Annotated in this window: 24 protein-coding genes and 3 pseudogenes; 14 read left to right on the top strand and 13 right to left on the bottom strand. The window is 60.8% G+C overall.

From position 1 onward, the window contains the following. Positions 1 to 9: 9 nt before the first annotated feature. The 4 genes from L9B60_RS04500 (at position 10) to L9B60_RS04485 (ending at position 4,525) form a co-directional block, all read left to right on the top strand. Positions 10 to 984, top strand: coding sequence for a UDP-glucose 4-epimerase family protein (locus L9B60_RS04500; RefSeq protein WP_249676727.1), 975 nt, complete (start codon positions 10 to 12; stop codon positions 982 to 984). Continuing rightward, positions 981 to 2,009, top strand: coding sequence for an MraY family glycosyltransferase (locus L9B60_RS04495; protein WP_249676725.1), 1,029 nt, complete (start codon positions 981 to 983; stop codon positions 2,007 to 2,009). Before L9B60_RS04500 ends, L9B60_RS04495 begins: the two co-directional genes overlap by 4 nt. 86 nt (positions 2,010 to 2,095) lie before the next feature. Then, positions 2,096 to 4,090: a polysaccharide biosynthesis protein gene (locus tag L9B60_RS04490; protein WP_249676724.1), complete on the top strand. Its 1,995-nt coding sequence runs from the start codon at positions 2,096 to 2,098 to the stop codon at positions 4,088 to 4,090. Between the two features lie 114 nt (positions 4,091 to 4,204). Further along, positions 4,205 to 4,525 (top strand): ComEA family DNA-binding protein, encoded by a 321-nt coding sequence (locus tag L9B60_RS04485; RefSeq protein ID WP_249676722.1) that lies wholly within the window; start codon positions 4,205 to 4,207, stop codon positions 4,523 to 4,525. Positions 4,526 to 4,644: 119 nt separating this feature from the next. On the opposite strand, the gene L9B60_RS04480 is transcribed toward L9B60_RS04485, so the two are convergent. After that, positions 4,645 to 5,394: an FkbM family methyltransferase gene (locus L9B60_RS04480; RefSeq protein ID WP_249676720.1), complete on the bottom strand. Its 750-nt coding sequence runs from the start codon at positions 5,392 to 5,394 to the stop codon at positions 4,645 to 4,647. A gap of 242 nt (positions 5,395 to 5,636) precedes the next feature. On the opposite strand from L9B60_RS04480, the gene L9B60_RS04475 reads away from it, so the two are divergent. After that, the gene (locus tag L9B60_RS04475; protein ID WP_249676718.1) at positions 5,637 to 6,431 is read left to right on the top strand and encodes an SDR family NAD(P)-dependent oxidoreductase; all 795 of its coding nucleotides are present in this window, start codon (positions 5,637 to 5,639) and stop codon (positions 6,429 to 6,431) included. A gap of 29 nt (positions 6,432 to 6,460) precedes the next feature. After that, complete coding sequence (fabF, locus tag L9B60_RS04470; RefSeq protein ID WP_249676716.1) at positions 6,461 to 7,738, top strand: beta-ketoacyl-ACP synthase II; 1,278 nt, start codon at positions 6,461 to 6,463, stop codon at positions 7,736 to 7,738. Positions 7,739 to 8,115: 377 nt separating this feature from the next. Here the strand turns inward: fabF and L9B60_RS04465 are convergent. Beyond that, positions 8,116 to 8,677: pseudogene (locus L9B60_RS04465) on the bottom strand (TetR/AcrR family transcriptional regulator). A 332-nt stretch (positions 8,678 to 9,009) separates the two neighbouring features. On the opposite strand from L9B60_RS04465, the gene L9B60_RS04460 reads away from it, so the two are divergent. After that, positions 9,010 to 9,300, top strand: coding sequence for a hypothetical protein (locus L9B60_RS04460; RefSeq protein WP_249676714.1), 291 nt, complete (start codon positions 9,010 to 9,012; stop codon positions 9,298 to 9,300). Between the two features lie 85 nt (positions 9,301 to 9,385). Here L9B60_RS04460 and L9B60_RS04455 read toward each other — a convergent pair whose 3' ends face one another. Together L9B60_RS04455 and eat are read right to left on the bottom strand one after the other, a co-directional pair. Continuing rightward, entirely contained in the window at positions 9,386 to 9,553 is a 168-nt protein-coding gene (locus L9B60_RS04455; RefSeq protein WP_249676711.1) for a DUF2897 family protein, read from the bottom strand. Between the two features lie 112 nt (positions 9,554 to 9,665). Further along, positions 9,666 to 11,030, bottom strand: coding sequence for an ethanolamine permease (eat, locus tag L9B60_RS04450; RefSeq protein WP_249676709.1), 1,365 nt, complete (start codon positions 11,028 to 11,030; stop codon positions 9,666 to 9,668). A 332-nt stretch (positions 11,031 to 11,362) separates the two neighbouring features. Between eat and pyrF the strand changes: the two genes are divergently transcribed. Then, positions 11,363 to 12,064: an orotidine-5'-phosphate decarboxylase gene (gene pyrF, locus L9B60_RS04445; protein ID WP_249676706.1), complete on the top strand. Its 702-nt coding sequence runs from the start codon at positions 11,363 to 11,365 to the stop codon at positions 12,062 to 12,064. A gap of 202 nt (positions 12,065 to 12,266) precedes the next feature. On the opposite strand, the gene L9B60_RS04440 is transcribed toward pyrF, so the two are convergent. Further along, positions 12,267 to 13,265 (bottom strand): NADP-dependent oxidoreductase, encoded by a 999-nt coding sequence (locus L9B60_RS04440; protein WP_249676703.1) that lies wholly within the window; start codon positions 13,263 to 13,265, stop codon positions 12,267 to 12,269. A 193-nt stretch (positions 13,266 to 13,458) separates the two neighbouring features. On the opposite strand from L9B60_RS04440, the gene L9B60_RS04435 reads away from it, so the two are divergent. From L9B60_RS04435 to L9B60_RS30635, 3 genes and pseudogenes are all read left to right on the top strand, one after another. Then, positions 13,459 to 14,220 (top strand): SDR family oxidoreductase, encoded by a 762-nt coding sequence (locus L9B60_RS04435; protein WP_249676700.1) that lies wholly within the window; start codon positions 13,459 to 13,461, stop codon positions 14,218 to 14,220. 137 nt (positions 14,221 to 14,357) lie between these two features. After that, a pseudogene (locus L9B60_RS30640) lies at positions 14,358 to 15,437 on the top strand (HAMP domain-containing protein); the annotation flags it as partial. Next, positions 15,426 to 16,298, top strand: a complete 873-nt coding sequence (locus L9B60_RS30635) for a methyl-accepting chemotaxis protein (RefSeq protein ID WP_438866126.1) — start codon at positions 15,426 to 15,428, stop codon at positions 16,296 to 16,298. The pseudogene L9B60_RS30640 and the gene L9B60_RS30635, both read left to right, overlap by 12 nt. Before the next feature lie 134 nt (positions 16,299 to 16,432). On the opposite strand, the gene L9B60_RS04425 is transcribed toward L9B60_RS30635, so the two are convergent. Together L9B60_RS04425 and L9B60_RS04420 are read right to left on the bottom strand one after the other, a co-directional pair. Beyond that, positions 16,433 to 17,623 (bottom strand): benzoate/H(+) symporter BenE family transporter, encoded by a 1,191-nt coding sequence (locus L9B60_RS04425; protein WP_249676695.1) that lies wholly within the window; start codon positions 17,621 to 17,623, stop codon positions 16,433 to 16,435. A 189-nt stretch (positions 17,624 to 17,812) separates the two neighbouring features. After that, positions 17,813 to 18,247, bottom strand: coding sequence for a MarR family winged helix-turn-helix transcriptional regulator (locus L9B60_RS04420; protein ID WP_249676694.1), 435 nt, complete (start codon positions 18,245 to 18,247; stop codon positions 17,813 to 17,815). A gap of 82 nt (positions 18,248 to 18,329) precedes the next feature. On the opposite strand from L9B60_RS04420, the pseudogene L9B60_RS04415 reads away from it, so the two are divergent. Further along, positions 18,330 to 19,497, top strand: a pseudogene (locus L9B60_RS04415) (aminotransferase-like domain-containing protein). Between the two features lie 10 nt (positions 19,498 to 19,507). Then, a complete protein-coding gene (locus tag L9B60_RS04410) occupies positions 19,508 to 20,110 on the top strand; it encodes a glutathione S-transferase family protein (RefSeq protein WP_249676692.1) in 603 nt (200 codons plus the stop codon). 326 nt (positions 20,111 to 20,436) lie between these two features. On the opposite strand, the gene L9B60_RS04405 is transcribed toward L9B60_RS04410, so the two are convergent. The 5 genes from L9B60_RS04405 to L9B60_RS04385 form a co-directional block, all read right to left on the bottom strand. Further along, positions 20,437 to 20,802: a glutathione S-transferase N-terminal domain-containing protein gene (locus L9B60_RS04405; RefSeq protein ID WP_249676690.1), complete on the bottom strand. Its 366-nt coding sequence runs from the start codon at positions 20,800 to 20,802 to the stop codon at positions 20,437 to 20,439. Between the two features lie 16 nt (positions 20,803 to 20,818). Beyond that, entirely contained in the window at positions 20,819 to 21,364 is a 546-nt protein-coding gene (gene folE, locus L9B60_RS04400) for a GTP cyclohydrolase I FolE (RefSeq protein ID WP_249676689.1), read from the bottom strand. A 71-nt stretch (positions 21,365 to 21,435) separates the two neighbouring features. Then, positions 21,436 to 21,993, bottom strand: a complete 558-nt coding sequence (locus L9B60_RS04395; RefSeq protein WP_249676687.1) for a Smr/MutS family protein — start codon at positions 21,991 to 21,993, stop codon at positions 21,436 to 21,438. Between the two features lie 35 nt (positions 21,994 to 22,028). After that, entirely contained in the window at positions 22,029 to 22,349 is a 321-nt protein-coding gene (locus tag L9B60_RS04390) for a hypothetical protein (RefSeq protein WP_249676685.1), read from the bottom strand. A gap of 149 nt (positions 22,350 to 22,498) precedes the next feature. Beyond that, a complete protein-coding gene (locus tag L9B60_RS04385; RefSeq protein ID WP_249676683.1) occupies positions 22,499 to 23,089 on the bottom strand; it encodes a cysteine hydrolase family protein in 591 nt (196 codons plus the stop codon). A gap of 117 nt (positions 23,090 to 23,206) precedes the next feature. Here L9B60_RS04385 and prmB point away from each other — a divergent pair, with 117 nt between their 5' ends. Next, positions 23,207 to 24,115 carry a 50S ribosomal protein L3 N(5)-glutamine methyltransferase gene (prmB, locus tag L9B60_RS04380; protein ID WP_249676681.1) on the top strand — a complete coding sequence of 303 codons (909 nt, stop codon included), beginning with the start codon at positions 23,207 to 23,209 and terminating at the stop codon, positions 24,113 to 24,115. 199 nt (positions 24,116 to 24,314) lie between these two features. Here prmB and L9B60_RS04375 read toward each other — a convergent pair whose 3' ends face one another. Then, a complete protein-coding gene (locus L9B60_RS04375) occupies positions 24,315 to 25,115 on the bottom strand; it encodes a hypothetical protein (protein WP_249676678.1) in 801 nt (266 codons plus the stop codon). Positions 25,116 to 25,268 lie beyond the last annotated feature (153 nt).

The following is a 25,268-nucleotide window of genomic DNA, read 5'->3' as shown; positions in this document are numbered from 1 at the left end:
GATTTTTTAATGTCTTCCAGGTCCATTTTGCTAACCGGTGCGTCCGGCTTTTTAGGTTCTGTGCTTCTACGTCGACTTTCTACTTTGGAAGGCAACTCGGTCGTCGCAGCGTACAGAAGTGGGAAAGATGAGGGGGATTGTGCATCTGGTGTGTTGTCCCTAGGACCGATTGATGGAAATACCGATTGGTCTGATGCTTGGGCGCGCCCGGTCAATCTGGTGATACATGCGGCAGCTCGGGTGCATGTAATGTCCGAGAGCGAAGGCGACCCCCTCGCGGCGTTCAGGAAAGTCAATGTTGACGGCACGCTCAACCTTGCTCGGCAGGCTGCGAATGCAGGTGTGAAGCGATTCATCTTCATAAGTTCGATCAAGGTCAATGGCGAAAGTACGCCATTGGGCAAGCCTTACACCGCCGACGATACGCCTGCCCCACTCGATCCTTATGGCATTTCGAAACATGAAGCTGAGCAGGGACTGCTCGCACTGGCTGTCGCGACTGGCATGGAGGTTGTGATAATACGTCCGGTGCTGATCTATGGGCCGGGCGTCAAGGCCAACATGCGCAGCATGATGTGGTGGCTTTGCCGGGGCGTGCCACTTCCGCTGGGCGCGATAGATAACCGTCGTAGCCTAGTCGCTGTCGACAACCTGGTAGATCTGATCTTGACCTGCCTTGAGCACCCTGCCGCGGCCAATCAGGTATTTCTGGCGGGTGATGGCGAAGATGTGTCTACCACAGGCTTACTGCGTCGTATGGGGGCATCCCTTGGTCACCCGGCGCGTCTGCTGAAAGTGCCCAGTGGGTTGTTGCAGCAGGTAGCTGGTTGGGCTGGCAAGGAGGCGGTTGCCCAGCGCTTGCTTGGCACTTTACAAGTGGACATTGAGAAAAATCGGCGCTTGTTGGGCTGGTCTCCTCCTGTGACTCTCAATCAGGGTTTGCTGTCTACCGCTCGACACTTTCTGGAATCTGACCAAACATGAGTTTTTGGTGGTTACTCCCGGCAGCAAGCGTTGCCTCATTCACTCTGACTGCGTTACTCCGTCAATACGCCTTGACGCGCAGTTTGATGGATATCCCCAATGCTCGCAGCTCACACTCGGTTCCTACCCCCCGAGGGGGGGGCGTGGCAATTGTGGTGGTGTTTCTCCTGGTGCTCGGAGCGCTATTCGCTCAGGGGCTGGTTGCTGCCCCCGTGTTTTACGCCTTGATCGGTGCGGGTGCAGGGGTAGCGGTAACCGGCTTTATGGATGACCACGGCCACATTGCAGCGCGCTGGCGCCTGGCTGGGCACTTCTGTGCAGCCGCTTGGGCGGTTTATTGGTTGCAAGGGTTGCCAGTGCTTGACTTGTTTGGTTTGAGCGTGCCCTTGGGTTGGTCAGGCAGCCTCCTTGCGGTGGTGTATCTGGTATGGATGCTCAACCTTTACAATTTCATGGATGGCATCGATGGTATTGCCAGTATCGAGGCTGTCTGTGCCTGCGTGGGGGCGAGTTTGCTATACGCTTGGGACGGCCAGATGGGATTGATGGGGTTGCCAATGCTACTAGCTGCGGCGGTAGGGGGCTTTCTGCTATGGAATTTTCCACCGGCGCGGATTTTCATGGGAGATGCGGGCAGTGGTTTCCTGGGCATCATACTGGGCGCTTTCTCATTGCAAGCTGCCCATATTGATTCCAGATGGTTCTGGGTATGGGTCATATTGCTGGGCGTGTTCGTCGTGGATGCAACGTTCACGTTGCTCCGCCGTCTTACCCGTGGTGATAAGGTTTATGAGGCGCACCGTAGCCATGCCTATCAGTATGCTACCCGCCAGTACGGACGGCACCTTCCAGTCACCCTGGCAGTCTTGTCGATCAATGTTTTCTGGCTTTTCCCATTAGCGTTCTGTGTGATCCATTTTGGTATGGATGGTGCATTGGTTACTGTGGCGGCCTATGTCCCTTTGCTGTTTGTGGCCTTGAGATATCATGCCGGCGAGCTGGAAACGCGGGAAAGCGGCGCGTAGTACGTTATAAATTTAAGTTCATCTGGCGTGCATTCCGTACAATATCGCCGATAGTGGATAGGGACAGGACCATTCGGTTGAGGTTTATGGATAAGTTACGTGCTCTTTTGTTGGGATTGCCAAGGCGCAAAAAGCGGCTGATTCAGGTTGTCACAGACATTTTCCTGGTCTGGGGAGCACTATGGCTTGCCTTCATGGTCCGCCTGGGCATTGAGGACATGTACAACCCTTTCCGGGTCCACTTCTGGCTGTTCATGTGTGCCCCAGTGGTTGCCATTCCACTGTTCATTCGCTTTGGCATGTATCGCGCGGTAATGCGCTACTTCGGCAACGATGCGCTGGTCGCCATCGTCAAGGCCGTCAGCCTTTCCGCCCTAATCCTTGCCGTACTCGTGTACTGGTACAGCAACCACGAAGCGGTGGTTCCTCGCTCCATCGTGTTCAACTACTGGTGGCTGAGCTTGGTCATTGTAGGCGGCCTGCGCTTGTTGATGCGCCAATACTTCATGGGCAACTGGCTGAGCGGCGCCCACAGCACGCCCTTCAGCAACCGCGATGATGGCTTGACCAAGGTAGCGATCTACGGTGCAGGTGTGGCGGGCAATCAGTTGGTCGCGGCCCTGCGCATGGGTCGTGCTATGCGCCCGGTCGCCTTTATCGATGACGACAGCAGCATCGCCGAGCGGGTGATTTCCGGCCTGCAAGTGTTCAAGCCCAAGCATATCCAGCAGATGATCGATATGACGGGGGCGCAGGAGATCCTCTTAGCTCTGCCCTCGACGACTCGCGGGCGTCGTCGGGAGATCCTTGGTTTCCTGGAAGGTTTCCCCTTGCACGTCCGAAGCGTGCCCAACTTCACCGACCTGGCCAACGGCCGGGTAAAGGTTGATGACATTCAAGAGGTTGATATCGCCGACCTGTTAGGCCGTGACGCGGTACCGGCGCAAGATGACCTACTAGAGCATTGCATCACCGGTAAGGCTGTCATGGTAACGGGAGCTGGCGGTTCGATTGGTTCTGAATTGTGTCGGCAAATCCTGTTGTTGAAACCGACCACCCTGGTGCTGTTCGAGCACAGCGAGTTCAATCTCTACAGCATTCTTTGCGAGTTGGAGCAACGCATTGCCCGCGAGTCGCTTCAGGTCCGCCTACTGCCGATATTGGGCAGTGTGCGGCATGCGGAAAAGCTTCTGGACGTAATGCGCACCTGGAGCATTAGCACCGTCTACCACGCCGCAGCCTACAAGCATGTGCCGATGGTCGAGCACAACATTGCCGAAGGGGTGTTGAACAATGTTGTCGGCACCTTGAATACGGCGCAGGCGGCGTTACAGGCGGGCGTTGCCAATTTTGTGCTGATTTCTACCGATAAGGCTGTGCGACCCACAAATGTGATGGGGAGTACCAAGCGTCTGGCTGAGTTGATCCTGCAAGCGCTGAGTCGCGAGTTGGCGCCGGTGCTGTTCGGCGACCCGGCCAATGTGGCGCGCGTCAACAAGACACGCTTCACCATGGTGCGTTTTGGCAACGTGCTGGGCTCATCGGGCTCGGTGATTCCTCTGTTTCACAAGCAGATCAAGTCTGGCGGCCCGCTCACCGTTACACACCCCAAGATCACTCGTTACTTCATGACCATCCCCGAAGCGGCGCAGTTAGTCATTCAGGCAGGTTCCATGGGGCAGGGTGGGGATGTGTTCGTGCTCGACATGGGCGAACCAGTAAAAATCGCCGAACTGGCCGAGAAGATGATTCACCTTTCAGGGCTGAGCATCCGTTCCGATAAGAACCCGCAAGGTGATATTTCCATCGAGTTCACGGGCTTGCGGCCGGGCGAAAAGCTCTATGAAGAATTGCTGATTGGCGACAACGTGGCCATGACACGTCACCCGATGATCATGAGCGCTCGCGAAGATCATTTGCACTGGGACGCATTGAAAGAAAAACTCGCCGAACTGCTCTCTGCCGTGAATAGCGACGACTATGCCCGCGTACGCCTACTGCTGCGTGACACCGTGAGCGGCTACACCCCGGACGGTGAGATCGTCGACTGGATCTATCTGCAGCAACGTTTAGAGCCATAGTTGGAAACACTTCCCACCTGTTTCTCTCATGGACAGAGGCCGGGCATCAGCTAAGTTAAGAAGGCGGCCTTGGAATGCCGCCTTCGAACCCACTGATGTCATGGAGCGTCTCCTATGCGTAAGCTGTCTGTTGCATCCATCCTGTTTGCTCTCTTGAGCAGCTTTTCCCTCGCCGTCACCGCTGCCCCTGCCCCCAGCGCTGGCGCAGCGCCTTCAACCCTGCAAGCGAGCAGTTCAGCCAAGGTCAACCTTAACTCCGCTGATGCCGAAACCCTCCAGCGCGAATTGTCGGGCATCGGCTTGGGTAAGGCGCAGGCAATCGTGGCGCACCGCGAGGCCAATGGGGCGTTTGCCACGGTGGATGAATTGCTGGAAGTGAAGGGGATCGGTAAGTCGTTGCTGGACAAGAATCGTGAGCGGTTGACGATCAACTGATTGCAGCCATCGCGTGTCTCGAGGCCGGTCCTGTACCGGCCTTTTCTCTAAAAGACCCTAGATGCTTTCCTCTGCGTTCAGCCGACATTAGATGAGCGGGCACACGGAAATCGCAGGTTCTAGCTTGAAGCGGTGTCGATATTGATGTTGGCGTAATAGTAATCATTGCCAATGTTGCTGATGGCGGTATAACCACAGTTTCTGAACAGCGCGTCCATATTCTCTGTGGTCTGCGGGTACGACTCAATTTGAATTAGGCATTTGTTGTTGGCCAGTAATTGGGTCATCCCCTGCAGCACCATCATTTCATGACCTTCAACATCGATCTTGATGGCTAATTTTTTGTCGCTTAGTGGAAACAATGCGTCCAGTTGACGTGTTTCGACCTTCACTTCAATGAATTTTTGGTCGTCCAGTCGGTTGGCATTGGTAGCCTTGATGCGTGAGCGTCCGGTGCTGTTGCCCACGTTTTGTAGAAACGCGGTGGTACCGTTTTCGTTGCTCAGCGCATAACCATGCACGTCTACCTTACCGTTAAGCTGGTTCAGCAGGACGTTGGCATGCAGCTGGTTTTTGTTGGCCAGCATGGGTTCGAACGCATGCACCTGCTTGATGGCCTGTAGTTTGGCCATTTTGATGGTGTACAGGCCGATATTGGCGCCGATGTCGAAAAACTGTTCGGCACCGAAGGCTTCGGCCAAGCTCGAAAAACGGTCAAGTTGCTCGCGCTCGTAGCTCCCATCAATGATGATTTTTCGATCGATATGGTTAACGTAGTTGACCAGAAACGCGCCATCCTGACGGTGTACGACGCGGAAGCGATCGCGCTTGAAACCTCGATAAAACAGCTTTTTGATACGTTTAATCACGAGTGGTCCGTCATCATTTCCCAAAAAATGCCAGGCACTTCATCCGTGTACGCATCAATGTCTGGCTTGACACATATCATTATCAAGCACTGGATCCAGTTTGTCGATGGCACAAGGCCAGTCATTCATTCGTCTATCTGCTCAATAGCCACAACCGTTTGACAATTTAAATGATGGTCGTAATATATCGACAATTAGATGTCGCCCATCATTCAACTAAAACCCCATCCGGAGCACCCGCCATGAGCACTTCCACCCCCAAAGGCACCGCACTGATCACTGGCGCCTCAACCGGCATCGGCGCCATTTACGCGGATCGCCTGGCCGCTCGCGGCCATGACCTGCTACTGGTCGCCCGCGACCTGCAACGCTTGGAGGCGCTGGCTGAAAAGCTGCGCGCAGAGCATAAGGTGCAGGTTGAAGTACTCAAGGCCGACCTCACGCAAAAATCACAAGTGCAAGCCCTGGAGCAGCGCCTGCGCAGCGACACCGCGATCACCGCGTTGGTGAACAATGCAGGCGTGGCCATCAACGGTAACTTGGCGGATACCGATATGGAGGGTTATGAAACCCTGGCCCAGCTGAACATCATCACCCTGACACGCCTGGCATCGGCGGCGGCGCAGAACTTTTCGGCCCAGGGCCGCGGCGCCATCATCAACATCGCCTCGGTGGTGGCATTGATTCCCGAGCGGTTTAACGCGGTGTACAGCGCGAGCAAGGCCTATGTGTTAAGCCTGACCCAGTCGTTGAATGCCGAGGTGGGTAGCAAGGGTGTGCGCGTGCAGGCGGTGTTGCCGGGTGTGACGCGTACCGAGATCTGGGAGCGCTCTGGGGTTGGCTTGCAGAATATTCCTGCCGAGATGGTGATGGAGGCCGGGGATATGGTGGATGCGGCGCTGGCGGGGTTTGACCAGGGTGAAGTGATTAGCATCCCGTCGCTGCCGGAGGTGGGACAGTGGGAGGCGTTCGTCGCGGCGCGGCATGTGATGGGGCCTAATTTGTCGCTGAGTACGGCGGCCAAGCGCTACCTATAAACGCTCATCGTTTGGATGGAAGAGGTTTTATGACTGATCGCAGAATCGTGGTAACTGGCCTGGGCGTGGTTTCGCCCCTCGGTACTGGCGTAGACGTGGTGTGGCAGCGCCTGCTGGCCGGCCAATCGGGGCTGCGCGAGCTGGCGCCTGAGGTCGTCGCCGACTTGCCTGCCCGAGTCGGCGGTGTAGTGCCCACCCTTGAGGAGGACGCCGAGGCAGGCTTTGACCCCAATACAGCGGCCGCGCCTAAAGAGCAAAAGAAGATGGACCGCTTCATCTTGTTCGCCCTGGAGGCGGCGCGCCAGGCATTGCTGCAGGCGGGCTGGGCGCCGCAGGATGAAGCCCTGCGCGAGCGCACGGCAACCATCATCGGCTCCGGTATCGGCGGCTTCGGCACTATTGCCGAGGCCGTGCGTACCACCGACACCAAGGGGCCCAAACGCCTGTCGCCGTTTACCATCCCGGCGTTTCTGGTGAACCTGGCTGCTGGGCATATCTCGATTCAGCATGGTTTCAAGGGCCCGCTGGGTGCGCCGGTAACTGCGTGTGCGGCAGGTGTGCAGGCCATTGGCGATGCGGCGCGGATGATTCGCGCGGGTGAGGTGGATATTGCCGTGTGCGGTGGTGCGGAAGCGGCAATCGACCGAGTGAGCCTGGGTGGTTTTGCTGCAGCGCGGGCGTTGTCCGGTGGTTTCAATGACACGCCGTCGCGGGCGTCGCGGCCGTTCGACAAGGCGCGTGACGGCTTTGTGATGGGGGAGGGCGCGGGCATTCTGGTGATCGAGTCCCTGGAGCATGCCTTGGCCCGGGGTGCCACGCCCATCGCTGAACTGGTGGGGTATGGCACCAGTGCCGATGCCTATCACCTGACCGCGGGCCCCGAAGATGGCAGCGGCGCGCGGCGGGCAATGGCGTTGGCCCTGAAGCAGGCAGGTATTGCCCCTGCGCAAGTTCAACACCTTAACGCACACGCGACTTCCACCCCGGTGGGCGACAAGGGCGAATTGGCGGCGATCAAAGCGTTGTTTGGTACGGGGGCGCAATTGGCGGTCACTTCGACCAAGTCGGCCACCGGGCACCTGCTGGGCGCCGCAGGTGGGTTGGAAGCGATCTTCACGGTGTTGGCCCTGCGCGATCAGGTGGCGCCGGCCACGCTGAACTTGGAAACCCCTGACGAGGACGCGGCGGGTGTGGATATCGTCCACGGTGCGCCACGGCCTATGGCGATGGAGTATGCCTTGTCCAATGGTTTCGGTTTTGGCGGGGTGAATGCCAGCGCATTGTTCAAACGCTGGACAGGGATCTGATCATTTATTGATCATAAGCCTGCAGGCCACGGCCCACGTGGCCTGCAGCACTCTCTCCCAAGCTTATCCACAGGCTGGTCCACGCCATTTGTGCACAAGCTGTTGAAACTGCTCGTTTTTTGCTCAAAACATCGCGGGCCACAGCCGGCGTGGGTTTGCGCGGTCTTCCCCCAGCTTATCCACAGGCAGGCGCAGGTTTTCGTTGGATAAAAGCGCGTGGCGATATTCAGCCTGTCACACAACCCTGTATGGGATTTATCCGCGAAAAACGACATCCTGTAGCAGCGGATTCATCCGCGAAAAACCCACCGCGCACTACCAGGCATGCAGCGGCGTACTGTTCGCGGATAAATCCGCTCCTACAGACGGCCGAAGCGTTAACGCTCGGCTTGGGCCTTCAGGGCTTTGCGTGCCGTGTCCAGGATTTGCTCGGACAAGGCCGTGTCTTCGACGCTGCGCGACAACATCAGCGCGCCCACCAATGTGGATAACATCACCATGCTCTGCTCGTTCGCATCGGGACTGTCGAGCGTGGCGGCGATGCGTTGCAGGCGGTCCTTTACCCCATCGTCAGTGGTTGGGCTGGGTTGGCCGCGCTGGCCCAGTTCGTTGGCCATGGTGGGCAGCGGGCAGCCGCGTTCCGGGCTGTCGCGGTGGGCGGTGCTGAGGTAGGTGTCGATAAAGCTGCACAGGGGCTTTTCCTTGGCGAAGGCTGTGTCGCACACCTGCTTGAGCTCTTCGGTGGCATGGCGCAGGGCGGTTTCCACCAGGTCGTCCTTGGATTTGAAATGCGCGTAGAACCCGCCATGGGTCAGGCCCAGGGCTTTCATCAAGGGTTGCAGGCCGGTCGCGCCAATACCGTCACGGCGAAAGCGCGCACTGGCTTCTTTCACGATGCGTTTGGTAGGTCTGGGCTTTATGATCGGCGGAGTAACGCATGGCAACAGCCTCCCGGCGCGGGCGCATAGAATGTTAAGTGTCATTTTAACACGTTGAGACAATTGATGGGGCGCGAGGGGCGAGGTGAGGTGGGTATAGTTTCGCGGTCGCCGGCAAGGCGACCGGCTTTGACAGGCTGAATACATAGTAGAATCTGTCCATTCGCATAGACGGGCGTCTCGCGCCTGCCTATGTGTAATGGCGGCTGTCGCGGGGCATCTTCGGGTGCGCCGGGTTCTCCTATGTCTCGGTCTGTCAACCCGCGAACAGCTGCCACCCATCCTTGTTTGACAGCGGGGCAGGTGGTTCATTACACATAGGAGATTCACTCAATGGACTACAAAACCCCATCCCCCCGCTACCTCCCGCTGAACACCAACTACACCGCAACCCCCGTGCTGCTGATCGACACCAAAGCGCCCCTCAAGGACCTGCACGCTTGCGCCGACATGCGCTTTCGCTTGGCCACGCGGTTCCTTGATAGCTTGGCGCACATGCGCCTGGGCGATGTTCAGGATCATGACCTCAAGGCCATCGTCAGCCAGGCGTACATGCTGTTGCAGGAAGGCTGTGATGTGAACCAGGTGGTCGAGCAACGCCTGATTCAACCAAACGCTGACTGATCAGAACGCCGTGCCCCGCGTGCAATGCTTTGCGCGCAGGGCCTGCTTGGCATATCTCTACCGCAGGACTCCTGGGCCCTAGCCCTCACCGATCCCGCGCATCCTTGGCATCCGCCTCGGCATTGCGCTCGTGCACCTTTTTCAACTGCTCAGGCGTCAGCTCGACTTTGTTGGCGCTGTCACGCAGCATCATCAGGCCGCCGACCACCGAACCGATGGCCACTATCAGGATCAACCAAGCGTACCAGGGCATGGGGACTACTCCTTGAAGGCCGATGCTCGCCGCCGAAGTGGCGGCGAGAGGGGCGCATACCCCTTGGAGCGCAGGCTGCAAGCGGTGGTTCCATTATAGCCCCAGGCGCCGCTTACAGCCCGGTCAGCATGGCGTCGGCGGGTGCGTTGGCGCGCGAGTGGCCGGTCAGCAAGAAGTACACGAAGCCCACCGCCATAAAGGCCAGGAAGATCAACCCGATCAGCGCGTTGAACCAGGCCATGGCGATCAGGCACACCACTGCCAACACCAAGGCGATCGCGGGCACGATGGGGTAGCCGGGCGCGCGGAAGGTGCGCTCAAGGTTCGGTTCGGTGGCCCGTAGTTTGAACAGGCTGAGCATGCTCATGATGTACATCACGATGGCGCCGAACACGGCCATGGTGATCATCGCGGCGGTGAGGGTCATGCCGCTGAGGTTGATCAGGCCGTCGCTGTAGATGGCGGCGATGCCGATGATGCCGCCGGCGATGATGGCCCGGTGCGGGGTTTGGAAGCGCGACAGCTTGGCAAGGCTTGCTGGCAGGTAGCCGGCGCGGGCCAAGGCGAAGAACTGGCGCGAGTAACCCAGGATGATCCCGTGGAAGCTGGCCACCAGGCCGAACAGGCCGATCCATACCAGCATGTGCAGCCAGCCGGAGTTTTCCCCGACCACGGCTTTCATCGCCTGGGGCAGCGGGTCGTTGATGTTCGACAAGGTGCGCCAGTCGCCCACGCCACCTGCGAACATCATCACGCCCAAGGCCAGCAGCACCAGGGTGATGATGCCGCTGATGTAGGCTTTGGGGATGGTGCGCTTGGGGTCCTTGGCTTCTTCGGCGGCCATGGCTGCGCCCTCGATGGCCAGGAAAAACCAGATGGCGAAGGGAATGGCGGCGAACATGCCGCTGATCGCGCCGACACTGAAGGTACTGTCACCGGCCCAGCCGTTGAGGGCGAAGTTGCTGAAGCTGAAGGCCGGGGCAACCACGCCCATGAACACCAGCAGTTCGATCACCGCGAGGATGCACACCACCAGCTCGAAGGTGGCAGCCAGCTTGACCCCCAGGATATTCAGGATCATGAACACGATGTAGGCGCCGACGGCGGCGTGCTTGGGGTCCAGGGCCGGCCATTGCACGTTGAGGTAGGCGCCGATGGCCAGGGCGATGGCCGGTGGGGCGAAGACGAATTCGATCAGGGTGGCCAAGCCTGCGATCAGCCCGCCTTTCTCACCAAACGCCCGCCGGCTGTAGGCGAAGGGCCCGCCGGCATGGGGGATGGCGGTGGTGAGCTCGGTGAAGCTGAAGATGAAACAGGTGTACATGGTGGCGACCATCAGCGAGGTCAGCAGGAACCCCAGCGTGCCGGCCACGCCCCAGCCATAACTCCAGCCAAAGTATTCGCCGGAAATCACCAGCCCGACGGCAATGCCCCACAAGTGCAAGGTGCCCAAGGTGGGCTTGAGTTGGGTGTTCATGGCGTGCTCCCTGTTGGATTGGTACGTTCGTGCAGGCTTGCAGTGGGCGTGCCATAGTGGGGGAGCGGGTCGTAATGGCGCCCAAACGTCGCGATTGGGCAGGGTTCAGGGGGCATTGGCTGCAAGGCATGCGCAATAGTGGTGCTTGTTGCCCGTGTAGGAGCGGATTCATCCGCGAAAAGGCCATCGCGCTGTATCAGGCATACCGCGGTCGGCTTTTAGCGGATAAATCCGCTCCTGCGGGGTTTATGCAGCAAGGCGAGGGGCGGCGCGCGCGGCCAAAATCCGCTACACTGCGCGCCGATTTCGACTTACCGCCTGAGAGCCCGCCCATGTCCACCTGCCAGTCTCCTATCATCGTCGCCCTGGATTACCCTACCCGTGACGCCGCGTTGAAGTTGGCCGATCAATTGGACCCCAAGCTGTGCCGGGTCAAGGTGGGTAAAGAGCTGTTCACCAGCAGCGCCTCGGGCATTGTTCAAACCTTGAACGACAAGGGTTTCGAAGTGTTCCTGGACTTGAAATTCCACGACATCCCCAACACCACCGCGATGGCCGTGAAAGCAGCGGCTGAAATGGGCGTGTGGATGGTTAACGTGCATTGCTCGGGCGGCCTGCGCATGATGGCGGCCTGCCGTGAAGTGCTGGAACAGCGCACGGGCCCCAAGCCGCTGCTGATCGGCGTGACCGTGCTCACCAGCATGGAGCGTGAAGACCTGGCAGCCATTGGTCTGGATATCGAGCCGCAAGAGCAAGTGCTGCGCCTGGCGGCCTTGGCGCAGAAGGCCGGCCTGGACGGCCTGGTGTGCTCAGCCCTGGAAGCCCAGGCCCTGAAGGCGGCGCACCCCTCGTTGCAACTGGTAACCCCAGGCATTCGCCCAGCGGGCAGCGCCCAGGACGACCAGCGCCGCATCCTGACCCCGCGCCAGGCCCTGGATGCCGGTTCCGACTACCTGGTGATTGGCCGCCCGATCAGCCAGGCAGCAGCCCCGGCCAAGGCGCTGGCCGACGTGGTGGCTGAAATCGCTCGCTAATGTGCCTGTACGGCGGTGTCTGGTTCGCGGATAAATCCGCTCCTACGGGCTTTTGAACCTATTGGGGCGGATTTATCCGCGAAAGCCACACCGCAGAGCATCGGACCCACAGCGTCGCTTTCTTCGCGGATAAATCCGCTCCTACGGGCTTCTGTATCTGTAGGAGCGGATTTATCCGCGAACCTGACACCTCGGTCCTCAATCAAACCTTCAAAATCAACTTCCCGAAGTTCTCGCCACTGAACAGCTTCATCAGCGTTTCCGGAAAAGTCTGCAACCCTTCCACGATATGCTCCTTGCTCTTGACCTGCCCCTTGGCCAACCAACCGGCCATTTCAGCCCCGGCGGATGCAAAGTTGGCGGCATGGTCGATCACCACGAACCCCTCCATGCGCGCGCGGTTGACCAGTAGCGACAGGTAATTGGCCGGGCCCTTGATGGCGGTCTTGTTGTTGTACTGGCTGATGGCACCGCAAATCACCACGCGCGCGCGCAACGCCAGGCGGCTGAGCACGGCGTCGAGGATGTCACCGCCGACGTTGTCGAAGTACACGTCCACGCCTTTCGGGCATTCGCGCTTGAGCCCGGCCACCACGTCTTCATTCTTGTAGTCGATCACCCCGTCGAAGCCCAGTTCATCCATCAGGAACTGGCATTTATCCTTGCCGCCTGCGATACCGACCACGCGGCAGCCTTTGACCTTGGCGATTTGCCCGGCAATGCTGCCCACCGCGCCCGCCGCGCCAGAGATCACCACGGTGTCGCCGGCTTTCGGCGCGCCGGTGTCCAGCAGGGCAAAGTAGGCGGTCATGCCCGTCATGCCCAGCGCGGACAGGTACAGCGGCAGCGGCGCTACCTTGGGGTCTACCTTGTAAAAGCCGCCGGGTTCACCCTGAAAATAGTCCTGCACGCCCAAGGCGCCATTGACGAAATCGCCCTTGGCAAAGCCTGGGTGCCTGGATTCCACCACCTCGCCCACGCCCAACGCACGCATCACTTGGCCCAAGCCGACCGGGGCGATGTAGGACTTGCCCTCGTTCATCCAGCCGCGCATGGCCGGGTCCAGCGACAGGTACTGGTTTTTCACCCGCACTTGGCCCTCGGCCAGGTCCGCCAAGGGTTGTTCCTGGTACGTGAAGTCGTCACGGGTGGCCGCACCGGTAGGGCGCCGGGCCAACAAAAATTGACGATTGGTGGTCATGGCAGTTTCTCGTTTGGGGGATCAAGCCTTTGTTGATAGCCCCGAACGCACAGCCAGGCAAGCGATAACGCCCAGCGGAATACGCCGCAATCACTGTAGTGCATAGCCCGGCAACCGGGGTTTAGATAGTGATCCCTGGCGCTGGCGTTCGCTGGCTAGAATGCGAGTACCAGACCATTCAGAGGGCGGCACCATGGGCATGATTTTCACCGGGCAAGTGGCGCTGGTCACCGGAGCGGCAGCGGGCATCGGCCGGGCCACGGCCCTGGCGTTCGCCGCCGAAGGCTTGAAAGTGCTGGTAGTGGATCTGGACAGTGCCGGCGGCGAAGGCACCGTGGCACAAATCCGCGATGCGGGCGGGCAGGCGCAGTTCCTGCGCTGCAACGTCACCCGTGAGGTCGAGGTGCAGCAGATGGTCGAGCAGGCCGTGGCCACCTACGGGCGCATCGACTATGCCTTCAACAATGCCGGCATCGAGATCGAAGACAGCAAGTTGGCAGAAGGCACCGAAGCACAGTTCGACGCGATCATTGGCGTGAACGTGAAAGGCGTGTGGCTGTGCATGAAGTACCAGTTGCCGGTGATGCTGGCCCAGGGTGGTGGCGCCATCGTCAACACCGCCTCGGTGGCAGGTTTGGGCGCAGCGCCCAAGATGAGCATTTACGCGGCGTCCAAGCACGCGGTCATCGGCCTGACCAAATCGGCGGCCATCGAATACGCGAAAAAGCACATCCGGGTGAACGCGATATGCCCGGCAGTGATCGACACCGACATGTTCCGCCGCGCCTACGAAGCCGACCCGCGCAAGGCCGACTTCGCCGCCGCGATGCACCCGGTCGGGCGCATCGGCACCGTGGCCGAAATCGCCAGCGCGGTGTTGTACCTGTGCAGTGATGGCGCCTCGTTTACCACGGGGCAGGCGTTGGCGGTGGATGGTGGGGCTACGGCGATCTAGGGTTGGCGACCTCAACCTGCCTGAAACCGACACCTACATAGCTTTTTGCCATTATTCCGACGCCAGGATCTTGTGCAGTGCGCCCTCCCGTTGCAATCCTGCGGTTTCGACCGGGTATCGACAGGGGATCACGCGCCATGAAATCGGCCACGAGTGGACGTTTTGCCAACCTGGGGATGGCCAAAAAGTTGGGGCTGGGCTTTGCCTTGGTGCTGTTGCTGACCGTGCTGGTGGCGGTGATCGGGGTGTGGTCGCTGCAGGCCATCAGCCAACGGTTCGATGGGCTCAAGCAGATGTCGGCGCTCAACAGCGAGTTGCTCAAGGTGCGCCTGCAAGAGCAGGGCTATGCCTTGCATGGCGATATCAAGGTGGCCGAGGCGCTGCGCGCCGGTGTCGAGGCCCTGCAAGGGCAGGCCAAGGCGATGGGCATGGGCGAGGTGGACCAGGCCCTGGCGGCGTATCGCAAGGCCTTCGACGAGTTCGTCGACATCTCCCAGGCCAAGGACCTGGCGCTGGACATGGCCAGTTGGTCGGTCACCAGCGTCGCCAATAACCTGGACGTGCTGCAGGCCGGGCTGACCGATGATGGCACCTACACCCTCAAGGATTCCCAGGGTCAGAAGGGCGCCGAATTTATCGCGCAGGCGGGGGAGGTGAGCCAAGTGTCGCGCCTGATGCTGCAGGCCATGGACGTGGCGCGGGTGCGCCTTGACCAGAGCCGCAAGGGGGTGGAGGACGACAGCAACACTGGCAAGATCCAGCAGGCCAGCGATGCCCTGACCCAGGCCCAGGCGTTGCAGACCAAGGTCGAGGACGCCGGCTACCAGACCGTGCTCAACGAGGTGATCGGCCACATCAGCGCCTTCAGCGACAAGCTGGGCGAATACACCGACCTGCTCACCCAGGAAAAAGCCGTGTCGGCGCAGTTGCGTGCCCGCGCCGATGAGGTGGTCAGCCGCGTTGACCAAGCCTACAAGGCCCAGGATGCGGCCATGTACAGCGAGCTTAAAAAGAATGCGCTGCTGATCATTGGTTCATCATTGTTGGCGCTGCTGGTGGGCATCGTCGCCGCCTTGAGCATCACCCGCCTGATCGTCGCGCCGCTGCGCCGGGTCATCTTGCGCGCGCAGCAAATTGCCGCTGGCGATCTGAGCGCGCAATTTGAAGTGGAGCGTCGCGATGAGATCGGCCAATTGCTGGCGGCCATGCAGCAGATGGGCAGTGGCTTGAGCGGCATCGTCAGCGGTTTGCAGGCGGGTATCGAGCAGCTATCCAGTTCGGCCCATTCGCTGTCGGCCGTGACCGAACAAACCAACCTGGAAGTCAGTAACCAGAAGGAAGAAACCGAACAGGTGGCCACGGCCATGAACCAGATGACCGCCACCGTGCACGACGTCGCGCGCAACGCCGAGGAAGCGGCGCTGGCCGCGCAGTCGGCTGACAGCAAGGTCGACAGCGGCCAGCAGGTGGTGCGCCAGAGCATGCAGCGCATCGAGCAACTGGCCAGCGCCGCCGAGTCGGCCAGCCACAGCATCGAACAGCTGAGCAGCGAGATCCAGAGCATCGGCACGGTGGTGGCGGTGATCAAGAGCGTGGCCGAACAAACCAACCTGCTGGCGCTCAACGCCGCCATCGAAGCTGCCCGCGCTGGCGAGCAGGGGCGTGGGTTTGCTGTGGTGGCCGACGAGGTGCGCGCGCTGGCCAAGCGCACCCAACAGTCCACGGCGCAAATCGAACAGTTGGTGAGCACCCTGCGCAGCAGTGCCGACGCCTCGGTGGCGCAGATCCAGGGCAGTAGCGAGTTGGTCAAGCTGGCAGTCAGCGATGCGCTGCAAACCGAAAGTGCGCTGGGTAGCATCGCGACCGCGGTGTCGATGATCCAGCAGATGAACCAACAGATTGCCGCGGCGGCCGAGCAGCAAAGTTCGGTGGCCGAAGAGATCAACCGCAGCGTGACCAGCATCCGCGCCAGTGCCGATCAGTCTGCCGTAGCGATGCAGGGCAACGCCGCGTCGAGTATTGAGTTGGCCCAGTTGGGCAATGAGTTGAAGGGAATGGTGGGGCATTTCCGCTTGTAAACCAGGTGGCCTGTAGGCGCGGCGGTTCGGCTTATCCGCTTAAAAACACCGCGGTGCTTCTGGCATTGCGCGGCGTTCTTTTCGCGGATAAATCCGCTCCTACAGTCTGAATTGCGGTGAGGCTTTCCCAGGCGTCAGCGTTTTCCGTAGTTGAGGATAAGCAGCGTCAACACCCCCGCCACAATCCCCCAAAACGCCGACCCGATCGAAAACAGCGTGAACCCCGACGCCGTGACCATGAACGTCACCAGCGCGGCCTCACGCTCCTTGGGCTCGTTCATGGCCAGGGTCAGCCCGTTGATGATCGAGCCAAACAGTGCCAAGGCCGCGATCGACAGCACCAGCTCCTTGGGCAGCGCGGCAAACAACGCCGCCAACGTGGCGCCGAACACCCCGGCGATGCCGTAGAAAATCCCACACCACACCGCTGCGGTGTAGCGTTTGTTCTTGTCTTCGTGGGCGTGCGGCCCGGTGCAGATCGCCGCGCTGATGGCGGCCAGGTTAATGCCGTGGGAGCCGAACGGTGCCAGCAGCAGCGAGGCAAAACCGGTCACCGAGATCAGCGGCGAGGCGGGTACGGTGTAGCCGTCGGCGCGCAGCACGGCGATGCCGGGCATGTTTTGCGAGGTCATGGCCACCACGAACAGCGGGATGCCGATGCTGATGGTGGCGGCGAACGAGAACGACGGCGTGGTCCATACCGGGGTGGCCACTTCCAGGCTGAAGTGGCTGAAGTCCAGCAGGCCCATGAAGCCGGACAGCGCGGTGCCGATGATCAGGGCGCTGAGCACGGCATAGCGCGGTGACAGGCGCTTGATGATCAGATAGGTGAAAAACATGCCCAGCACCAGCGCGGTACGATGCTGCGCGGCGACGAAAATTTCGCTGCCGATCTTGAACAGAATCCCGGCCAGCAGGGCTGCGGCCAGCGACGAAGGCAGCTTTTTGACCAGCCGCTCGAAGCTCCCGGTCAGCCCGCAGATCAACACCAGCACCGCGCAGGTAACGTACGCGCCAATGGCTTCGGGGTACGCCACATGGCCCAGGCTTGTAATCAGCAAGGCGGCGCCCGGCGTCGACCAGGCCACGGTGATGGGCGTGCGGTAGCGCAGCGACAGGCCGATGCTGCACACCGCCATGCCGATGGACAGCGCCCAGATCCACGAACTGATTTGCGCAGTAGTCAGCCCCGCGGCCTGGCCCGCCTGGAACATCAACACCAGGGAGCTGGTGTAGCCGGTCATCATCGCGATAAAGCCTGCGACCACCGCCGAAGGTGAGGTGTCGGCCAACGGGCGCAGGTGCGCTGGGGAGGCGTCGGTCATGCGGGGCAATCCTTTTGCAAGTAAGGGCGGGGTTTGAAGCCTAAACCCATGCCCGCCGATTGTTGCGGTACAGCGGGGGTTACATTTGGCCATACAGTGAGATCAAGGCGGTCTTCGCGGGTCAACCCATACCCAAGGGATGATAGGCCCCTGTAGGAGCGGATTTATCCGCGAAACAGCCACCTCGCTCTACAAGGTACGCCCAAGCGCCGTATTCACCGCCAACCACCCGTCCACCGCCGCCTCGCCAGCCTCGGCAAACACCCGCTGCAACAACTTGACCTGCTCACGCCGCAGCGCTTGCTCGAACTTGCCGCCCTCAGCCGTCAAAGCCAGTAGCCGCTTACGTTTGTCGGCGTCGGGCACCACGCTGTCCACCAGGTGCATTTCCATCAGTTGGCGCATCGGCGTGTTCAGCGCCTGCTTGCTCACGCCCAGCTTGCCCAGCAGTTCCTTCACGCTCAGGTCGGGGTAGCGCGCGATGAAAAAAACGATGCGCTGGTGCACCCGGCTCAGGCCGCGGCGGGCAAGCATTTCGTCGGCTTTGGCGGTAAAGGCCTGGTAGCCGAAGAAGAACGCTTCCATGGCAGCTTGCTGGGTGATCTGATTTTTAAGGTCAAGCATATTGACGTATCCATGCCCGGCATCGTAATTTCGGTCAACCAGTTTGACGTATTTTCCGACTTCTTCGCCAGCGGTGATCTCAATGGCTTTTTCCGAACGTGTCACGCGCCTCAAAAGTTCTCTGATTCGCGAAATCCTCGCTGCCGCGCAGCGCCCTGAAGTGATGTCGTTCGCCGGCGGCCTGCCTGCCGAGGCCATGCTGCCCAAGGTCGATTGGACAGACATGCCGGTGGCCATGAGCCAATACGGTATGAGCGAAGGCGAACCGGGCTTGCGCGAGATTCTCGCCGCCGAGGCGCGTGCCCTGGGTATCCCGTGCCAGGCCAGCCAAGTGCTGGTGGTCAGTGGCTCGCAGCAAGCCCTGGACCTGGCGGCCAAGCTGTACGTCGACCAAAGGCACCGAGATCATCGTCGAAGGCCCTACCTACCTGGCTGCGCTGCAGATCTTCCAACTGTTCGGTGCCCACTGCCTGAGCGTGCCGTTGACTGCCGAAGGGCCAAACCTTGTGGCCATGCGCGAACGCCTGGAAAAGCACGCGCCGGCCTTTGCCTACCTGATCCCGACCTTCCAGAACCCATCGGGCGTGCGCTACAGCGAAGCGGTGCGTGATGGCGTGGCAGCGCTGATGGATGAGTTCGGCGTGACGCTGATCGAAGACGAACCCTACCGCGAGCTGAACTACGATGGCGGCAAGGCGCAGCCCATCGTCAGCCGCCTCAAGCGCGCCAGTTGGATCTACACCGGCACCGTATCCAAGACCTTGCTGCCGGGCCTGCGCGTGGGTTACCTGATCGCCAGCCCCGATCTGTTCCCGCACCTGTTGCGCCTCAAGCAATCGGCCGACCTGCACACCAACCGCGTGGGCCAGTGGCAGGCCATGCAGTGGCTGGGTACCGAGAAGTTCGCTGCGCACCTGGCCCAACTGCGCGACTTTTACCGCGTGCGCCGTGATGCCATGCAAAGCGCGTTGCTGACACATTTTGCCGACCTGGCCGACTGGCACGTGCCTCAGGGCGGCCTATTCTTCTGGCTCACGCTCAAACAACCGCTGGATACCCGTACACTGCTCGAACCGGCCATGGCGCGCGACGTGGCGTTCATGCCAGGCGAGCCGTTCTTCGCCGAACCGGATGCGAACACTGGGCACCTGCGGCTCAATTTCAGTCACCTGGCGCCAGAGCGCCTGGACGAAGGGCTTGGGCGGCTGGCTGCCGTCGTTCGTCAAGCACAGGCTGCGCAAGCGGCATAGGGGAGGGGTTATGTTGAAGGTGTATGGCGACTACAAGTCGGGCAATTGCTACAAGATCAAATTGATGCTGCACCTATTGGGGCGCGAGTACCAATGGGTGGCGATGGACATCCTGGCGGGCGACACCGAGACCGCGGAATTCCTGGCCAAAAACCCCAATGGCAAGATCCCGGTACTGGAGCTTGAAGACGGCACGTGCCTGTGGGAGTCCAATGCGATTCTCAACTACCTGGCCGATGGCAGCGAGTTCCTGCCCACCGAGCCGCGTTTGCGCACGCAGGTGCTGCAGTGGCAGTTCTTCGAGCAGTACAGCCATGAGCCCTACGTGGCGGTGGCGCGCTTTATCCAGTTCTACCTGAACATGCCGGCCGAACGCATGGGCGAGTACAAGGCGTGCCAGATCCGTGGCAACAAAGCGTTGAGGGTGATGGAAACGCAGTTGCAAGCCACGCCATACCTGGTGGGCGAGCAATATTCGATCGCAGACATCGCGCTGTATGCCTACACCCATGTGGCGCATGAGGGGGGCTTTGACCTCAGCGGGTACCCGGGCATCCAGGCGTGGCTCAAGCGCGTGGCCGCGCACCCGCAGCATGTCACCATGCAGGGGTAAGCCCTGCTCTTGTGGGAGCATGGCTTGCCAGCGATGGCGTCCTCAAGGGCCCCATCGCCGGCAAGCCGTGCTCCCACAAAAATCAGGCGCCACCCGCGGCATGTCACCCCCTGCAGGGGTAAGCCCTGCTCTTGTGGGAGCATGGCTTGCCAGCGATGGCGTCCTCAAGGGCCCCATCGCCGGCAAGCCGTGCTCCCACAAAAATCAGGCACCACCCGCGGTATGTCACCCCCTGCGGGGGTAAGCCCTGCTCTTGTGGGAGCATGGCTTGCCAGCGATGGCGTCCTCAAGGGCCCCATCGCCGGCAAGCCGTGCTCCTACAATAATCAGGCAAACCGCTTGTTCAGATACTCGATGATCACCTTGGACTCATACATCCAGGTGGTTGCACCGTTCTCTTCGATGCGCAGGCATGGCACCTTGATCTTGCCGCCTTCGGCCAGCAGCGTGTCGCGGGCCTGGGGGTTGTTCTTGGCGTCTTGCAGGGCCACCGGCACGTTGAGCTTGTGCAGCGTGCGGCGGGTTTTCACGCAGAACGGGCAGGCGTGAAACTGGTACAGCTGCAAGCCCTTGGCCGCTTCGTTCACCTGGGCCTGGGCCGCTGGGTCACGTTTGAGCTTGGGCCCACGGGTGATCAGGTCGCCGGCGACAATGATCTGGCCCAAGCCTACACGCAGTGCTTTCATCAACATGTCAGTAACCCTTTGATCACTTGATCAGGCTGAGGAATTCGCTGCGGGTGGCAGCGTTTTCGCGGAATTCGCCAAGCATCACCGAGGTGATCATCGAGGAGTTCTGCTTCTCGACGCCGCGCATCATCATGCACATGTGCTTGGCCTCGATCACCACCGCGACGCCCAAGGCGCCGGTAACCTGCTGGACGGCCTCGGCGATCTGGCGGCTGAGGTTTTCCTGGATCTGCAGGCGACGGGCGTACATGTCGACGATACGCGCGACCTTGGACAGGCCCAGCACCTTGCCGCTCGGGATGTAGGCCACGTGGGCCTTGCCGATGAATGGCAGCAGGTGGTGTTCGCACAGCGAATACAGCTCGATGTCCTTGACCAACACCATTTCGCTGTTATCGGAGCTGAAGAGGGCACCGTTGGTGACTTCTTCCAGGGTTTGTTCATAACCGCGGCAAAGGTACTGCATGGCTTTGGCGGCACGTTTGGGCGTGTCGAGCAGGCCTTCGCGGGATACGTCCTCGCCGAGTTTGCCGAGAATCGCGGTGTAGTGCTGTTCCAGGGACATGGATCTAACCTGTAGGATTTTTCGCAAACGCGAAGGGTACGGCGGCTGTGGCGGCTAGGCAAGCTTAAGCTTTACTCGTCGCGCCCCTCGAGCATGGTTCGCTTGAGCATCACGTACACCGCGCCGGCGCCACCGTGGCGGGCCTGGCACGAGGTAAACCCCAGCACCGCGGCATGTTGGCGCAGCCAGGTGTTGACGTGGCTCTTGATCATAGGCCGCTTGCCGTCCAGGCGCACGGCCTTGCCGTGGGTGACGCGCACGCAGCGGATTTCGAATTTGACGGCTTCGGCCAAGAATGCCCAGAGGGTTTCGCGGGCCTTCTCCACGGTCATGCCGTGCAGGTCCAGGCTGCCTTCGAAAGGAATCTGGCCCAGCTTGAGCTTGCGCATCTGGCTTTCCTGCACGCCGTCGCGGGACCAGTGCAGGTCGTCCTCGGGGCCGACATCGATGACGAACTGGTCCGACAGCCCGTCAACCGTGGTGGCATTGCTGCGCACAGTGGCAGCCTGGCGCAGGGTTGCCAGTTGCTTGCGGTCGGCCTTGGGTTTACCTGTGTCGGCGCGGTCATGCTTGATCGGCTTGACGCCATGCATCTGGCTTGCGAACAGGGAAAAATCGTCGTCTTGCATGTCAGCCTCCACTACGGAGGCCTAGTTTACGCGAGTCAATCGTGTTTTTTCATCAAGTGTGGCGCCAGGTTCAGTTCCTGGCTGCGGCGCATGCGCCGGCGGCAGCGTCGCCACAGGGCTACGCCCAGGTACAGCAGCACCAGCCCGAACACCAGCAGCATCGCGGCGCCCGCAGGGCTTGCGTTCAGGTCGCCGAGTGCTGGCGGGTGGCCCAGCAGGCTGGCGGCACCGGCCAGTGTCAGCAGCACGCCAACGGTGGCCATGATGGCTGAAAACAATGCGCCCAACCGTGTACGCCAGTTGCTTGGGCCGCGCTGGCGCAGGCGCCGAGCGTCAAAACCATCGGATAACTTCATTCCGATTTCCTCAGTAGATATCGGCCCTTCGACTCACTCTAGGCCTTGTGGTTCCGGCGGGCGGAACATTTAGCTGGATCGAGTGGCTTTATCGGATGGGTGGCGCGGGTGGGCAAACACGATGGCGCGCATGGGCGCGCCAGGCGGGATCAGATCAGATCGGCGGTTTGGGCGACGCAGGCAAAGTTGTCGGCCATGGTGGCCATGCCCACCTGCTTGACGGTTTCGGCAGGCAGCACACCGCCCTTGTAGGGCAGGTCGCGGGTGGCGCAGGCATCTTCCACCAGGGTAATGCGGTAGCCGTAGTCTTTGGCCGCGCGCGCGGTGGTGCTGATGCTCGAGTGGGTCATGAAGCCGCAGACGATGATGTCGATGGGGCCTTTGTCCTGCAGCGTCTGGTGCAGCGCGGTGTTGTTGAACGCATTGGGCATGTTTTTTTCGATGATGGTTTCATCGCCCTGGGGTTCCAGCCCGGGGATGAACTTGCCGCGCTCGCCTTGCGGGTCGAACAGCCCGCCCACGGTACCCAGGTGGCGCACATGCACGATGGGGCGGTTGGCCGCACGGGCTGCCTTGAGCAACTGGGCGATGTTGGCAACGGCTTCTTCGATACCCGACAGGGCCAGGGGGCCGCTGAGGTATTCGCGCTGGGCGTCGATGATCAGCAGGCTGGCACGGCTGAAATCGGCAGGTGAATAACCCTTGCCATTGAGTTGGAACATGGTCTTTGGAACGGACATCTGGGGCTCCTTTGGATAGGGCTTTTGCGACATTCTCCACTGCTGGGGCGCTTATGTGAAGGATCATTTAAGGCAGCGGGCTGTTAGAATCGCCCGTCGTCTTTTTAGGAGTTTGCCGTGATCACTTCCCGCCTGCGCACCCTGCGCGACCACATTCGTTGGGCTGTCAGCCGTTTCCACGGGGAAGAGCTGTTCTTTGGCCATGGTACCGACAACGCCTGGGACGAAGCCCGGCAGATCGTGCTGGGTGCCGTGCACCTGCCGTGGGAGGTGGCCGACAGCTACCTGGACTGCCGCCTGGAAGAGGACGAAATCGTACATATCCAGTTGCTGCTCAAGCGCCGCATCGAAGACCGCGTGCCGGCCGCCTACCTGCTGGGCGAGGCCTGGTTTTGCGGGATGTCGTTCATCGTCGACGAGCGCGTGCTGATCCCGCGCTCACCGATTGGCGAGCTGATCGAGCAGCGATTCGCCCCCTGGCTTGGCAGCGAACCTGCGCGCATCCTGGACCTGTGCACCGGCTCCGGTTGCATCGGCATCGCCTGCGCCGAAGTGTTCCCCGAGGCGGAAGTGGCCCTGGCCGACCTCTCGTTCGAAGCCCTTGAAGTGGCCAACCAGAACATCGAGCGCCACGGCCTGGACTACCGCGTGTACACGGTGCAGGGTGATGGTTTCGATGGCCTGCCGCAGCAACGTTTTGACTTGATTGTGTCGAACCCGCCCTACGTCGACGCCGAAGACTTTGCCGACATGCCCGACGAATACCAGCACGAACCGGAGCTGGGCCTGGCCTGTGGCGAAGATGGCTTGAACCTGGTGCGGCGCATGCTGGCCGAAGCAGCCGACCACCTGACCGACAAGGGTTTGCTGATTGTCGAGGTGGGCAACAGCCAGGTGCACGTCGAGGCGCTGTACCCGGAGGTGGATTTCGCCTGGCTTGAGTTCCAGAACGGTGGGCACGGCGTGTTCATGTTGACGGCCGAGCAGTGCCGGGTGCATCAGGCGGTGTTTGCCTCGCGGGTTTAGCAAAAGCTTTTTCGCGGATAAGTTGTGCGCGACAGCCCCCCTGTAGGAGCGGATTTATCCGCGAAAAGATCGCCGCGGTTCTACCCGGTAGCGCGGTGTTTTCTTCGCGGATGAATCCGCTCCTACAGTCTGAGTTGCAGTGAGGCGCCTGGTCCCACACCGATCTCGTCCCGAATCCCGCCCTGGCGGGCGCCACGGTTTACCGATGCGTGGCGATCCAGATCAACAACCCCGCCTGAAACACCGCGAACGCCACCAGGCAACTGATGGTGAACCGCAACCCCCCATCCTCGCGCTTGAACTTGGCCACGCGTTCTTCCTGCTGGCGCAGTTTGACTTCCTGCTCCTGCAGGTTGTGGTCGGCCAGTTGCAGCATGGTCGCTGCATCCAGGATTTCCACGGGCTGGATCTTCTCGCCGTTCCAGGTGGCAATCAGGTTGCCGGCGGTCAGTTCCTTGTAGCTGCCTTTCATGTGCTGGGCGTCGGTGTAGCTCACTTCGATGCCGTGGGTTTTCAGCACGTGGTCGCGGCGTAGGCGGGCGTCTTCGCCAAGGGCGTCCTTGGCCGCCAGGGTGCCCCCTTCGATGCGGTAGTGTGACCATTTGCGTTGCAGCCAGATCGCCGCCTGGGCCAGCAGGAAGCGGCCCAGGCCACGATTCAAGGGCTCCATGTGCAGGCCGCTGTCGGGGCTGAAGGTAATCGTCTGGGTGTCATGGTTGGCCCATACATCCAGGTGGTTCTGTTCCTTGCGCACTTTTTGCGCGGGCAACTGGATGTCCAGGCGCAGCAGGCTGAAGTGCGTGCTGTGGCGCTCGGCGCGGCCCAACTGCACGAATCGCAGGGGCCGGGCGCCCGTGGCGCGGTCTACCGGCAACGGCACCAGGCGCAGCATCTTGAACTGCTCGGGGGTGACGTCTGCCCACGGCAAGTCCACCGCAGGTGGCGCGGGCGCGGCGTCTTCGGCCACTTCGGGTGACTCTGGGGTGGTTGTCTGGGTCATCACGGCGATCCTCTTCGCGCAAGCCTGCGGGTATCAAACTGGATACCTGCACCGGCTTATCGGCCGTCTTGGCTGGCGCTGGAGGGGGCGGGGTGGGTTTTTCGCGGATAAATCCGCTTGTACCGGCATACCCATCACTCTGTAGGAGCGGAT

This window comes from Pseudomonas abieticivorans, from assembly GCF_023509015.1.
Taxonomy (GTDB): Bacteria; Pseudomonadota; Gammaproteobacteria; order Pseudomonadales; family Pseudomonadaceae; genus Aquipseudomonas; species Aquipseudomonas abieticivorans.
The sequence above is the reverse complement of the archived record's forward strand: the minus strand, read 5'-3'. Positions and strand labels throughout refer to the sequence as shown.